Source organism: Bacillus sp. JHAA (genome assembly GCF_036961585.1).
Taxonomy (GTDB): Bacteria; Bacillota; Bacilli; order Bacillales; family Bacillaceae; genus Bacillus; species Bacillus velezensis.
Map to the genome: position 1 here is coordinate 596,792 of NZ_JBAMDE010000003.1, position 16,161 is coordinate 612,952.

The following is a 16,161-nucleotide window of genomic DNA, read 5'->3' on the forward strand; positions in this document are numbered from 1 at the left end:
ACTGGCGGCAGCCGCGGCATTCATGCCGGGACAGCCACTGCCCCTGTGATTAGAAATCCAATTCGATTGTGCTTGCGAGATGTTTACTTTTGTTTACTTTTTCGCTTAATTGAATGTCTTTTAAAGGAATGGATGGGTTTCTCATAATCGCCGAAAGGATCATGACGTAATCCTTGGCCAATACAGCAATGGTTTTCTTTTTAAACAGTTTCGTACAGTAATCAAAACTGCCCTGAATCTCATCTTGGTCTATTAAGAAGTTCAGCTGTAAATCAAACTTGGCTGCCGTCTCTGTTTGTTCATAAGGCCTGACTGCGAGAGAGTCCACTTCAATATCTGTTTGTTCGGTATTTTGCAGGACAAACATCGTATCAAACAATGGATTGCGGCTTAAGTCCCGTTTCACACCCAGTTTTTCAACTAATTCTTCAAAAGGATACTCTTGATGTTCAAAAGCCTTCAGCATGGTTTCTTTCGTTTCCGTTATATAATCCAAAAATGTCTTTTCCGCCATCGGAGCGGTGCGGATGGCTAATGTATTGACAAACATTCCGATAATGGGTTCCAAATCCGCATGCGGTCTCCCTGCAATAGGTGTACCGACAACGATATCATCCTGACCGCTGTATTTTGCCAGCAGTATGGAATAGGCCGAGAATAGAATCATGTAAGCGGTCGTTCCGGTCAATTCTTCCAGCTGCTTTATCCCTTGGGTGACAGTCTTATCGAGCGTAAAATTGTGCCTTTTCCCATCAAAGCTTCTAACCGGCGGTCTCGCAAAATCTTTCGGCAGCTCGAATGACGGGAGCTCTTCATGAAATACACCAAGCCAATACTCTTCCTGGCTCTTGATTCGTTCTCTTTGTTCTTTTTGATGTTTCCATTCCGTAAAGTCTTTGTACTGAATACGGAGCGGAGCTAACTCTTTGCCGTCATACAATTGAATCAGTTCTTCGACAAAAATATTCATGGAGGCGCCGTCCGTGATAATGTGGTGCATGTCAAACATGAAAATATGCAGGTCTTGTTCTAACTCGATGAGTCCGGCCCTGAGTAATGGAGCTTGGCTGAGATCGAACGGCCGCACGAAGGTCCGGAAACATTCCTCAACCTCGTCGGCTGTTGCTTTGTATCTTTCCATCGAAAACTCCACTTGCGATTTGATCATCTGCACCGGTTCTCCGCGGACCATTTCAAAACCGGTACGCAGCGATTCATGGCGCTGGATCAGTCTTTGGAAAGCGGTTTGCAAGCGATTCATGTCGAGTTTTCCTTCTAATGTAAGAATTCCCGGCATATTGTAGCTCAGTTCTCCGCCTTCTATTTGTGTTGACAGGTAAACCATCTTCTGCACGGACGATACGGGATAGACATCTTTTGCTTTGGCTTTCGGAATATAGTCCGGTCCGTTGGTTTCAGCTTCTGCAATAGCTTGTGCCATTTCTTCAACTGTCGGACATTGAAAGACTTCTCTTAATGAAATGTTTTTGCTGAATTGCTTATGAATTTTGGCGATGAGCGTCATCCCCCGCAACGAGTGGCCGCCCAAATCGAAAAAGTTATCTTTTACACCTATTTCTTTTACCTTCAAAACGTCTTGCCAGATGCATATCAGCTGCTCTTCCATATTCGTCCGCGGAGCAACGTAGTCAGTCCCCGTTTGCAAACCTGCTTCAGGCATCGGTAATGCTCTTCGATTTACTTTTCCATTGCCGGTTAGCGGCAGTTTCTCCAGCTGGATGAAGTATGAAGGGATCATATATCCCGGTATTTGGCCAGCAAGTTTTTCTTTAAGCTGACTGATCGAGAGTGATTGCTCTGCTGTAAAATAGGCATACAAATCGCTTTGGCCATCGGTATTTTCTTTTGCTAGGACAACTGCTTCCTGTACGTGCTTGAGAAGAGCGGCTTCCACCTCACCGAGTTCAACCCGATAACCGCGGATTTTGACTTGATGGTCCCTCCTTCCCGCATATTCAATGTTTCCCTCGGGAAGGTAACGAGCCAGATCGCCTGTTTTATACATCCGTTGATTCGAGTCATATGGGTGCGGAACAAAAGTTTCGAGCGTCAAAGACTCCCTGTTATGATAGCCTCTGGCCAGGCTCACTCCTGAAATACAAAGTTCACCGACGATTCCGACAGGCTGAAGCGTTCCGGCTTCATTCAAAATGAAAATCTCCGTATTTGAAATCGGTTTTCCGATCGGCTGAAGCTCCTGATCTGTATCAGGATCGACGGTATACATGGTCACAACATGCGTCTCCGACGGACCGTAATGATTATGCAATGTGACTTGGTGTCGTGCCAGCATGTCACGCAGCATCCTTGTTGCGATGAGCTGTTCTCCCGCAGCGATGATGTGATCCACGCACTCGGCAAACGGTTCGAAATAGTGTTTCTCTGAGGCAAGGAGCTTAAGGAACGCTGTCGGGAGAAATGCTGTTTGTATCCCGTGCGTTCTGACAAAATCATTGAGCTGCCGTATGTCACGTTTTGCCTCATTGCCGATGATAAAGAGTGTTCCTCCGCTTGAAAGCGCGGAGAACATTTCTTGATAGCAGACATCAAAGCTCATTGCGGCAAATTGCAGCACTCTGTCAAAGCGAAGCTGCGTATGATCCTGCTCATAAGCGAGCAGATTCGTCATCGTCTTGTGCTCCAGCTGAACGCCTTTCGGCTGCCCTGTTGTGCCTGACGTGTAAATAACATACATTAAATCATTTTCCGAGCAGGAAAGATTAAGATTGTCTGTTCTGCCTTGATATAGTAACGGATCATCAAGCAGAAGCACTTCTCCTTCAAAGAGCGGCGGAATAGCGTGACCTGCACAAGTCAAAAGCACATCGGCACCGCTGTCTTTTAGCATAAAAGCCCGCCGTTTTTCGGGAAGCTCCGGATCGATAGGGAGAAATGCTGCGCCGGCCTTTAATATGGCTAAAATGCCGATGATCATATGTGCTGAGCGATCCGTGAGAACGGCAACAACCTGATCAGTGCAGGCACCCTTATCTTGAAGAACGCGCGCCAGCTGATTGGAACGTTCATTCAGCTGACGATAAGTCAGCGTCTGATTTCCAAACATGACGGCTTCATGATCCGGGTTACGCTCAGCCTGCTGCTCAAAAAGCTGATGAATCGTTGTCGGAATTCGTTTTTCCGCAACTGCAGTATCGTTAAAGAGTTGCTGAATGTCTCTTTCCTCTTCCTTGGTCATCATATTTAAACGAGCCAGCTCGGCCTCAGGCTGTTTAATAATCGAATCAACCAGCTGTTCAAAATGCCCCATCATCCGTTCGATCGTTTCCGGTTTAAACAGAGCCGTCAAGTATTCCAGCGTGAACTGAATACCCGCCCCTTCTTCCACAGCAGTTAAAGTTAGATCAAATTTCGCCATCGTATGTCCGTTTGGATATGGTTTGAAAGTGACGTCATTTATCTCTAACTGTTCCTGCTCCGTGTTTTGAAGCACAAACATGGTGTCAAACAATGGATTGCGGCTCAAGTCTCTGGCGATATTCAGTTGATCGATCAGCGCTTCGAACGGATAATCCTGATGTTCATAAGCTTTTAATGCATTCTCCTTCACTTCGGACAGATACTGAGAGAACGTCTTCCCTTTTTCAGGGTAATTTCTCATCGCCAATGTATTGACAAACATTCCGATAATCGGTTCCAAATCGGCGTGCGGTCTTCCCGCTATAGGACTGCCGACAATAATGTCTTCCTGGCCGCTGTATTTTGAAAGCAATAATGTATAAGACGCAAGGAGCACCATATATAAAGTCGATTCAGTTTGGGATGCCAGCTGCTTTAATCCGTCGCTTTTTTGCTTATCAAGCGTAAAATGCATTGTGGCTCCCGCAAAATCCCGTGCCGACGGCCGGATATAATCGGCCGGCAGATGAAGGACAGGAACGTCGCCGCTGTACAGCTCTAACCAATAGGCTTCTTGTTTTTGAATCTGCTGTAATCTCGCTTCGCCGGTCTGCCATACCGCGTAGTCCTTGTACTGGATGCGCAGGGGCGGTAATGTCTCTCCTTCATAAATCCGGATAAATTCTTTGATCAATACGCTCATGGATGTTCCGTCAGAAATAATGTGGTGCATATCAAACATCAGAATTCCGCGGTCAGGTTGAAGTTCAATCAGCCCTACGCGAAGCAGCGGCGGCTCATCCAGGTGAAAAGGACGAATAAATTGGCGGATATAAAGGTCCGCATCATCTTCTTCCCCTTGGTACCACTCTGCTTCAAACGCCGCGTGATCCAAGACATACTGAACAGGTTCTCCGTCAGCCATTTTAAAACCGGTGCGCAAAGATTCATGGCGCAAAATCAGCGTGCGGAAGGCTTGCTGCAGCTTGTCACGATCAAGCTTTCCTTCCACAGTCATCAGTCCCAGCATGTTGTAACTGAGTTCTCCGCCTTCCAAGTGATTCAGGATGTACAACCGTTTTTGTGCTGAGGATACCGGATAATAAGGTCTTTTTTCAATTGCAGGAATCGCGGCATACCCGGTCAGCTCCGTCTTCGTGATCGTCCGTGCGAGCTGTTCAATGGTTGGGAAACGGAAGACGTCCCGCAAAGGAATTTGGACATGCATTTGCTTTTGTATTTTTGCAATCAGCGCCGTTGCCCGCAGGGAGTGTCCGCCGATCTCAAAAAAGTGATCTCTGATCCCCAACTGCTCTAGTCCAAGGACATCCTCCCAAATTGCTGTCAGCTGGATTTCTGCCGAAGTTTGCGGCGGGACGTACTCTATGCCGCTGTCACGCTTTTTGACCGGAGCCGGCAATAACTGGCGATTCAACTTCCCGTTTGGCGTCAGCGGCATCTTATCCAGCTGCACAAAATGAGCGGGGATCATATATCCGGGTAAATGCCGGGCCATTCTTTCGCGAAGTTCACTGATCTGTATTGTCTTATCTGCTGCAAAGTATCCGCACAAGTAATATTCATCATCTGCATCTTTAAGGGCAGCTGCGGCGGCTTCTTGAATATCAGGAACGTTCAGCATCACCGATTCGATTTCACCGAGTTCAATCCGAAAACCTTGAATTTTCACCTGATGATCAATCCGGCCGATATATTCAATATTTCCATCCGGCAGAAGGCGGGCCAGATCACCGGTTCTGTACATTCGGTCCTCCGGTACAAACGGATCGGCAACAAATTTTTCGTCCGTCAGTTCCGGCAGGTTCAAGTAACCCCGCCCGACACCGTCCCCTGCAATATACAGCTCGCCTTGGACGCCCTTCGGCTGCAGCCGTTTTTTTGAATCAAGAATGTACATTCGGTTTCTGCCTAACGGCTTGCCTATAGGGACATAGTTTTGGCTGCGTGCCCAAGCATCGGAAGAACATTCAATGTTGAACAGAGACGCGTCTACGCAAGTCTCCGTAGGCCCATATACATTAGTAATCCCAGGCGCAGCGCCATGCTCGCCGAATAATTGCTTGAGCTTATTTACCGTCGTTTTGGAAAGAGCCTCTCCTCCGATTAAAAGATGCTGAAGCGTGACTCCCTGCAAATCACCTGCAGCTATCAAAAGCTTTAAGTGGGCAGGTGTTCCGTCAGTGATGTCAATCGAATGCTGCCGATAGTAACGGCATAAGGCAGCACCGTCTGACACTATCTCTTTCGGAACAATAAACAAGGTATGGCCTGACAGCAAGGAAGCATACATTTGCTGAACAGAAGCATCGAAATAATATGGAGCGAGCATGGCTATATTCAGCTCCGCATCATAGGCAGAGTATACTTGGCGGCTCAGCCCTTCTATCAGGTGGATGACCTGGCGATGTTCAATTAACGTGCCTTTAGGCTTGCCTGTCGTGCCGGAAGTATAAATGGCATAGGCCAGTTGACTGGACTGATAAGAGAGTGCAAGACTGCTGTCTTTTTCGTGATAGAAATGTTCCTCCATGAGATCGATACATGTTCCTGAGAAGCCGATGTCATCCTGCAGCTTCCCGCAGTAAAGCAATACGCTGATGCTTGAATCATTTAAAATATAACGGATGCGTTCAGACGGAGAATCAGGATCTATCGGCAAATATGCACCGCCCGCTTTTAAAACTCCCAAGATGCCTACAACCATCTCAAGCGAGCGTTCAGTCATAATGCCGACAAGCTGATCCGCCTGCACTCCTTTTGCCTGCAAGGTTCGAGCAAGCTGATTGGCACGCCGGTTCAGTTCTTCGTAGGTGAATTGTTTACCCTCGAATACAACCGCTGTATTGTCCGGAGTACGATGCGCCTGTTCCTCGAACAACTCATGAATCGTTTTTTCACGCGGGTAATGCATGTCATTAGACTGAAAGCGGCTGAGCAGATATTCTTTTTCTTGCTGAGAGAGAAGCTCCAAATCTTCTATTTTGACAGACGGCTGCCGCAATACTTGCTGCATGAGTTTTTCAAAATGACCTCGGAGCCGCTCCACTTCTGATTTTTCATATTCGTTTTCATTAAAACCGAAATGAACGGCCAGCTGTTTGCCAGGTATGACAACCACATTCAAATCATAGTGGGAGTGTTCCTGCATATGAAAATTCGTAATGTTCAGCTCCGTACCATGATGTCCCGTCTCTTCGGCTTGCTGCCCTATCGGATAATTTTCAAAGATCATGATATGATCAATTAAGTTTTGCTTTTGTTCCGTTTGGGCCTGAATTTCGTATAAAGGATAGGTATCGTACGATTGGGAAGCCAGCGCGTTTTGTTGAACCATTTGCATCGTATCAGCAAAAGTGCTGTCCTCATCGCAGCGGATGCGAACCGGAATCGTATTGATGAACAGGCCGATCATCTGTTCCACATCAGGAATTTCCGCCGGCCTTCCCGACACGACACTGCCGAAGACAACGTCTGCGGACCCGCTGTATTTCTGTAATAATACTCCCCATAACGTTTGGATCAACGTATTTAACGTAACCTGATGCTGATTTGCGATCTGCTGTAATTGTTTTGTCTGTTCGTGATCAAATCGGCAGATCAAATTGGCATAAGCGTATTCTTTTTGTTCATGCTGCGCTATTTTATGAAGAAGCGTGGTTTCACCTTTATATCCTTCAAGATACCCGCTCCAGTACCGCTTTGCCGCTCCCTGATCTTGGCGGTCAAGCCACTCGATATAGTCGCTGTAAGGAACTGCCGATAGCGGTTCTGGTTCCCTGCCTTCCTGTAAGGCGCTATAATGATCAAACACTTCCTTCGTGATAAGAGACAGGCACCAGCCATCCATCACAATATGATGGAAGCTCCAAATCAAATGATATTTGCGGTCTTCCATCCGGAAAATCGCTATGCGCATCAGCGGATCCCGAGCCAAGTCAAATCCTTTTGCCTTATCTTCTCTTTGATAGGCTGCGATTGCATCCTCTCTCAGGTGCTCCTCTCTATCACGCAAATCTGCAAAATGAATTTGCGGTGTTTGCGTTTTATAGACAATTTGTAAAGGAGTATCGTTCCAGCCGCTGTAAAAACGGGTTCTGAGCACGGCGTATGTTTCAAATAATCGTTCAAGGCTTGCTTTAAACCAATCAATCTTTAACTCTCCCTGCAAATCGAACGATGCTTGTTCAAAATAAGAACTTGAGGCCTCGTCCAACAGGCTGTGGAAGAGCATTCCTTTCTGCATCGGAGTGAGCGGATACACGTTTTCAACCTCACCTGCATGCGGCAGTTGAATGAGGAGCTGATCCAATTCGCCAATGGATATGCCTTTTAACAAAATATCGCTTGGCGTCAGTTCCGATTGTTCTTTATGAACGCAATGCGTAATGATGGTCCGCAGGCGGCTTTGAATCGTTTCCGATAACCGCATGATCGTTTCTTTTGCGTACTGTTTGCTGCTGTAGCTGATCGTAAGCTTCAGCAGGCCCTCGGTGATCATTCCGTTTATATTCAATACATACGGTCTTTCTTGATTTCCGCTTGAGTCTGAACCGCATGAATAAGAAGATAACTGGACCCCATGCTGCTGTAAATCTTGGTCAAACTGTCCAAGGTAGTTAAAGCTGATCTCGGGATTTAGTTTCGATGGCATTCCGCCGCTTAAGTACCTCGCTATTCCATATCCGATCCCTTTATGCGGAATTTGACGCAATCCTTCTTTGGTCGTCTTGATATAATCAGAGATTTCTTTGCCCGGCTGCGCGTGCAGCACAACCGGATACAGACTTGTAAACCACCCGACCGTGCGGGAGATATCTATATCTTGTATAATCTGTTCTCGGCCGTGTCCCTCTAAATGAATCGGAATTTGTTCCAGTCCTGACCAATGCGATATGGAAAGACCCAGAGAAGTTAAAAGCAAATCGTTTATTTCCGTGTGATAAGCGCGATTCGCTTGTTTTAATAAGAGCTCCGTTTCCTCTTTCGTCCATTCCACAGCTGCTGTTTCACTGTCTTTTGCAGTTGTATGGGTTTCATGAAAATCTTTAGGCAGCGGTTTGACTTCGGTTTGTTCGATCTTTGTCCAATATTCCTGTTCTTGTTTTATGGTTTCACTTTGCGCATATTCTGACAGTCTCTTAGCCCATAATTGGAAAGAGTCTGTTTTTTGCGGGAACTGGATCGTTTGTCCGCGTTCTGCCTGCTCATATCCGCTTGCAAAATCTTCGAGTAAAATACGCCAGGATACTCCGTCAATCAGCAAATGATGGATGGCAATGAGCAGATGATCTCCATTTGCGCATTGAAACAACCCGGCTTTCATTAACGGCCCATCACTTAAACGCATACTGCTTTGTATCTCATCAGCCTTGGCTTCAATTGTACGCCCCGGATCGGGATCTTCTTTCAGATTCAGGACTTCTAAGCGGTACAGCCCGCTTTGGGCGATTTCTTCATTCTGTGCCTCACAGCCATTTTCCGTAGTCCGGAACGTCATGCGGAGCGCATCGTGATGTTCAGCAAGCTTTTGCAGGGTTTGACGAAGCTGCGTTTCCTGAAAACCTTCCGGCGCATGCAGCATGACGGCTTGATTGTAATAATGCTGATCTGTTGTTGTTTGTTCGAAAAACCAATGCTGAATAGGAGTCAGGCTGACTTTTCCTTTGACCTCACCTTGATCGGCTATACGCAGATTCTGCTTGATATGCGGACTCAATTCTGCAATTGTTGCATATTGAAACAAGTCTTTGATTTCCATTTTGTATCCTTGCTGATTTAATCTGGAGGATACTTGAATGGATTTAATGGAATCTCCGCCAAGATCGAAGAAATTATCAAGAATACTGACGTTTTCAGCGCCTAATACCGATTCCCAGGCAGAAACTAATATTTCTTCAGCTTTTGTTCGGGGAGCTTTATACTCTGCTCTGTCCTGCAGCTCGAAATTCGGAGCCGGCAGCCCTTTTCTGTTTATTTTTCCGTTAGAAGTTAAAGGCATTTCATCAAGCTCAATAAAATAAGCCGGAACCATATAACTTGCAAGGGTATGAGACAATTGTTTCCGGAGACGTGCTGCCGTTGTTTGCCCGCCGCTCACGTAATATGCACACAATTGTTTAAACCCGTGGACATCCTCTCTGGCTGTAACGACAGCTTCCTTGATCGCTTCTTCTTGAAGCAGTGCCGCCTCGATCTCGCCTAATTCGATACGATAGCCTCTGATTTTCACTTGTTCATCTATTCTGCCCGCATATTCAATGTTTCCGTCCGCCAGCCACTTCGCCAAATCTCCGGTCTTATACATCTTCGCTCCGGGTTCAAACGGGTCATCGACAAATTTCTCTGCCGTTAATTCGGGACGGTTCAAATATCCTCTTGCCACACCGGCGCCGCTGATATAGATTTCTCCCGGGACACCGATCGGCGCGGGTTTCATATTCTCATCAAGAACGTAAATGCTCGTGTTTGCCGCAGCGGTTCCGATCGGTACTGATTCCCGCCTGTCCTTTGCGGGATCATAACGGTAAATCATGCAGCCGACAACGGTTTCCGTCGGTCCGTACTCATTGCATATTTCAATCCGGCCTTCGAACTGTTCATGAATGCTGCGGGCTAACCGGGTGCTTAAGTTTTCCCCGCCCACAATCATTCTTCTGACAGCCGTTTGATCGGCAATGTTCATTTCTTTCAAAACCTGCAAATGGGCCGGGGTCAATTTAATGATATCCACCCTCGGGTCCCGCACAATCGATTCAAGCAGAGCTGTTTTATCCTCTCCGTCATAGACGATGATTGCATTTCCTGTGACAAGCGGCGTGAAAATAGAAGTCACCGTCAGATCAAAAGAAATTGACGAATACAATGGGAAGTTGGCTTTCTCGCCTTTTACATAAACCTCTTTCGCCCACCAAATATAATTGGTCAAGCCTCGGTGCTCGATTAGTACGCCTTTTGGCCGGCCTGTGGAACCTGACGTATAAATGACATATGCCAAATGGCTCGCATCATTTATCGGAGCAAGGTCAGAGCCATCTTGGTGATAAGAACTTTCATCATCAAGTAAAACCGTGACGCCTTCATAGGCAAGCTGTTTCCTGACGTCCCGCTGCATTAAAACGATTCCGGCTTGGGAGTCATCCAGCATATACCGGATGCGGTCTTGCGGATATTCCGGATCTATAGGGACATAGGCTCCGCCTGATTTTAAAACGGCAAGGATTCCGACCACCGATTCGATGCTGTTTCTTGTGATGATGGCTACAGGCTGATCCGCCTGCACTCCTTTCGCTCTTAACGTTCGCGCCAGGCGGTTGGCCCGCTTATTGAGCTCTCCGTACGTGAGCTGCCTGTCCTTATCAATGACGGCTGCTTGATCGGGCGTACGCTGCGATTGCTCTTCAAATAATTGATGAACCGGCGTCTGCGGAAACGGCGCGGCCGTGTCGTTAAGCGTCTGCAGAAGGGTTCTTCTTTCGCCTTCCGTTAACAATTCCGCTTGATCCACCCGGATATCCGCATCTGTCACGACTTGATGCAGGATTTGCATGAAATGTTCCCGAACCCGCTCTATGCTTGCCCGATCATACACATTTGCATTGTATTCAAAAGAGATGTTCATCTCGTCGCCCGGTATAACGGTCAAATTAAAATCGTAGTTGGTCTGTTCTTCCATTTGTACGTTGGAAATCGTGATGGATGTTCCGTTTTGGCGGCCTATACTTTCCATATACTGATCAACCGGATAATTTTCGAATATCATTAAATGTGTAATTAAATCTTGCTTTTGCGTTGTACGCGCTTGAATATCGTACAGCGGGTGCGTCTCAAATTGTTGAGACGCTACAGCCCTTTCCTGCGCCTCTTTCATAAGCTCAGCAAACGTTGTCCCGGCTTCACATCGGAACCGGACGGGAATGGTGTTAATGAATAAGCCGATCATGGTTTCCACGTTTGGAATTCCAGCAGGTCTTCCGGATACAACACTTCCAAACACAACGTCCCGGCTGCGGTTATATTTCTGCAGCAAAACCGCCCATGCCGTCTGCAGCAGCGTGTTCAGCGTGACATGATGCTTGCCTGCCGTCCGCTTCATTTTCGAAGTGAGATCGGAGCTTATGTCACACGTCACTTTTTCAGGAACGTATCGTCCGTCTTCCGCTGCATGGTGATCCTTAGGAAGGCCGGTTTGCTCCTCATATCCCTCCAAGTACTGATCCCAATAAGCCGTGGCCTCTTTCGCATCTTGCCGGCCGAGCCATTCAATATATTGACTGTACGGAGTAATTGACGATTGTTCAGGCTGCTTTTGCTGAAGCAAAGCAAAGTAATTCTCGAAAATTTCTTTTGTAATCAGCGGCAGACACCAGCCGTCCATCAAAATATGGTGGAAACTCCAGATAAAACGGTATGTTTTTTCATCCGTACGAAGGATGAATAACCGCATTAACGCGCCTTTTTCTAAGTCGAACCCCCGCATCTTATCTTCTCTGGCATACTGCTGAATCATCGCTTCTTTTTGTGATTCCTTCACCTCTCGTAAGTCATTGAATTGAAAACCGATTTTTTTCGTTTTGAATATGATTTGGAGCGGCTGATCCTTCCAGCCTCTGTAAAAATTCGTGCGGAAAATATCATATTTTTGCGATAAGCCGTCCAAGCTTTTTGAAAATGAATCAATTTCCAGATCTCCATGCAGATCAAACATCGTTTGCTGAAAATAAGCACCTGAATTCGGATCAAATAAGCTGTGAAACAGCATGCCCTTCTGCATCGGCGTTAATGGATAAATATTTTCCGCTTCGCCTAATTCACGCGTCTGCTCCAAAAGCTGTTCCAGTTCGTCGATTGAGATGTCTTTTAACAGGATGTCACTTGGTGTGAGAGAAGTCTGCTGCCGGCTTACGCAATGTGCAATGACTTCTTGCAGACTTTCTTTCAACCCCCGGGCAAATTGCGCCATAGTAGATCTTTCGTATTGTTTGCTGCTGTAGCTCAGAGTCAGTGATAATGTCCCTTCGGCAATCATGCCGTTCAAGTCAAGCACGGCCGTTCTCTCTTGGTTTTCGTTCATTGATAACCCTGTGGAAAAAGGCGAGATTCGCAAAGCCTGATGCTTCAGGTCTTGGTCAAATTGTCCCAAATAATTAAACGATATCTCCGGATTCAGCTGCAGGCTGTCGGCTTCCGAGTGCCCGGAAATATATTTGATGATGCTGTAATTCATTCCTTTGTCAGGGATACGGCGCAGCCCTTCTTTTACGATCTTGATCCGCTGCGACAGGTTTTTTCCGGCTTCCATCCTCAGGACGACAGGGTACTGGCTTGTGAACCATCCTATCGTGCGGGAAATGTCAGCATCCGGAATAATCGGTTCTCTCCCGTGGCCTTCCAAATTCACGACAATCTCTTCCGTGCCTGTCCACTTGTGAACAGCCAGCCCTAACGAAGTCAGCAGCAGATCGTTGATATCCGTGTTGTAGGCGCGGTTCGCTTGTTTTAATAATTGCTCCGTTTCCTCTTTTGTCCATTGAATCGTCACTTCTTCGCTGTCTCTTAATAACGCTCCTTCGCTGAGAGTGTCCTTAGGCAATGGCTGAGGCTTTATACTTGAAAGCTCAGTCCAATACGCAATCTCCTCTTCCATATCGGTTTCCGCCGCATATTTGGACAATTGATCGGCCCAGGATGGAAACGAGTCTGTTTTTTGCGGGAGCTGGATCGTTTGTCCGCGTTCTGCCTGCTCATAACCGCTTGCAAAATCTTCGAGCAAAATACGCCAGGATACACCGTCAATCAGCAAATGATGAATTGCAATCAGCAAATGATCTCCGTCCGGACATTGGAACAAACCGAGCTTCATCAATGGCCCTTTGTCTAATACCATGCTGCTTTGAATCTCATTCGCTTTATCGGCAATCGCTTGAGCCGGATTGGTTTCCCCTTTATAATTCATCACTTCCAGATGGAATAGTTCACTTTCATCTGTTCCTGTAATTCGCGGAGCGTATCCATCCGGCGTTTTTTCAAAAATCATCCTCAAGGCATCGTGATGCGACGCGATCCGTTCCATCGTCCGGCGAAGCGGGCCCTCTTTAAAGCCTTCCGCCGAATATAACATGACGGCCTGATTGTAATGGTGTGCATGCGGCATTTTTTGCTCAAAAAACCAATGCTGTATCGGGGTCAGCTTGGTTCCGCCATTCACTTCTCCTTGATCAGCCACTCTGCTGACCGGTGCTACAAACTGACTAAGTTCAGCAATCGAGGGGTGTTTAAACAAATGCTTCATATCAATCTTGTATCCGGCTTGATACAATCTGGATGACACCTGAATTGATTTAATCGAATCTCCGCCAAAATCAAAGAAATTATCCAAAATTCCTATACGTTCTGCCCCTAATACTTCTTGCCAGATAGACGCCAGCAGTTCTTCTATTGTGTTCCGCGGGGCTATGTATTCGTTTTCCGCCCGCGTATTTTCGTCAGCAGCAGGCAAAGCTTTCAGATCAATCTTCCCATTGGAAGTGAGCGGAATGCGTTCCAAAGGGATAAAGCGGGAGGGAATCATATAATTCGGCAGTTCCCGGGATAATTCTTCTCTGAACTGCGCAGCGGTCAAAGAAGGCTCGCCGACATAATAGGCATACAATTGTTTGGCCCCGTCTGCGTCTTCCCGCGCGACGACTGCGGCCTCACGAACGTTTTCCAGATTGAACATGGCTGCCTCTACCTCGCCGATCTCAATCCGGTAGCCGCGAATTTTCACTTGATGATCAATCCGCCCTAAATATTCGATTCTTCCATCCGGCAGCCATCTGGCGAGATCCCCCGTTTTATACATCTTTTGACCAGGGACATGCAGATGCTCCACAAATTTTTCCTCCGTCAATTCAGGCCGATTGAGGTAGCCGCGGGCCACTCCCGCTCCTCCGACATACAGCTCTCCCGGTACGCCGATCGGCTGGATTTGATGGTGCGCTCCTAAAATATAAGCTTGATGGTTGGCCACCGGGCTGCCGATTGTGATCTGTTCATCAGCGGACTGAACAGGGTGAAATGTAGATACCACGCTGTTTTCTGTCGGTCCGTATTCATTATTGATCCGAATGCGAGGCTGCAGAGAATGCAGCTTCTCAACTGTATCTGCTTCCAGCTGCTCACCGCCTACAACAACATGCTGAACATGGATGAAATCCTCTCTGTTCATCTGTTCGATCATCGTTTTCAGAAGACGGGGAGAAGTTGAAAAATGGGTAATTCTTTCTTGTTTTATGGCATTTTGAATGGCGAAAGTTTCTTTATTCTCTTCATTAGGCAGAAGGTGCAAAGTTGCTCCTGAGATGAGCGGGCCGAAGAAATTTAAAATGAACGCATCAAAAACATACGGGTACAAGACAAGTACGCGATCCGCCGGAGAATGCCTAAAAAACGCCTTCTTCCACTGAAGCGAGTTCACAATGCCGCCGTGTTCAACCATGACCCCTTTCGGCTTTCCTGTTGTACCCGACGTATAAATGACATAGGCTAAATGGCTGTGTCCCGCTACTGGTGATAACAATGAGCAATCGGCATGGTATGATGTTTCATCATTCAAATCAATCACCGGGCCGTCAAAGGCGAGGCTGTTTTTTAAATGATGCTGAACAAGGAGAACGTCTGCATCCGCATCATGAAGCAAATATTGAAGCCGCTCTTTTGGATATTCAGGATCCAGGGGCACATAAGCGCCCCCTGCCTTCCAAACAGCTATAATGGATACGATCATCTCTAATGAACGATCAGCGAGAATGGCGACTAACGTATCGGGTTGAACCCCGCAATTACGCAATGTTCTTGCCAAACGGCTCGCCTTCTCATTCAGTTCCCTGTACGTCAAATGGTCGTTTTTAAACTTGACGGCCGCATGCTCAGGTGTTCTTTCCGCCTGCTCTTCAAATAATTGATAGACTGTTCTGCTCCCGGAGAAATCTCTGACGGTGTCGTTAAAATCAAACAATAGCTTCTGTTTTTCCGCTTCCGGTAAGATCTCTGCCGTATGGATCGCGGCTTGAGGCTGAAACAGGATCACAGACAGCAGCTGATCCAAATGGGATACAATTTGATTGATATAGCGCTCATCGTACAGATTGCCGTTATAAAAAAGCTTCAAATGTATCCCGTTGTTCTCCAAATCAAAGTGAAACAGCGTATCGGTTGCAGTATCTTCTTTACATTGCATGGAATGAATTTCGTTAAGCGAAACGACGGTATGAATCAAAGGCATATGCTCGTCATTGTATTGCACGCTCAGATGCCGGACCATTTTTCTAAACGGCAGGTTTTGATTTTTCAGAGAATCATTAACGGCTTCTTTCAGCTGCCCGAATACGGTTTTAAATGTGCTCTCGTTTGAAAGCGTATTTTTTAAGAGGACAATGTTGTTAACGGCTGACTGGCCGGCTTTTTGCTTCGATACCGTTGGAATGCCAAGAATCAGGCTCGTTCGATCCGTATATTTATACAACAAGCATTCAATACCCGCCAATAAAATCAGATAGGCCGCCATATCGGAATGATTCGCCATTGTCATGATTCTTTGAGATACTTCCGGAGATAAGGAACGGCAGATGCATTTTTCCTGGTAGCCGGTACGGGCCAACGACGCTTTATCCGCTGCTTTAAAGTAAGGGAATGCGCTTAGGCCGTCTTCTTCATCAAACAGGTTTTCCCAGTACGTTTCTTGAGTTTTAAATACCGACATTGGAGCACCTCATTTTATATATT

General features: G+C 46.7%; 1 protein-coding gene. It reads right to left on the reverse strand.

Annotated features, from left to right (window positions below):
• Positions 1-49 precede the first annotated feature (49 nt).
• Positions 50-16,138 (reverse strand): non-ribosomal peptide synthetase, encoded by a 16,089-nt coding sequence (locus tag V7728_RS10070; RefSeq protein ID WP_099566774.1) that lies wholly within the window; start codon positions 16,136-16,138, stop codon positions 50-52.
• Positions 16,139-16,161 lie beyond the last annotated feature (23 nt).

Bases quoted from the DNA above. Each gene is read 5' to 3' on its own strand.
- V7728_RS10070 (WP_099566774.1), bottom strand. From the start codon at position 16,138: ATGTCGGTATTTAAAACTCAAGAAACGTACTGGGAAAACCTGTTTGAT.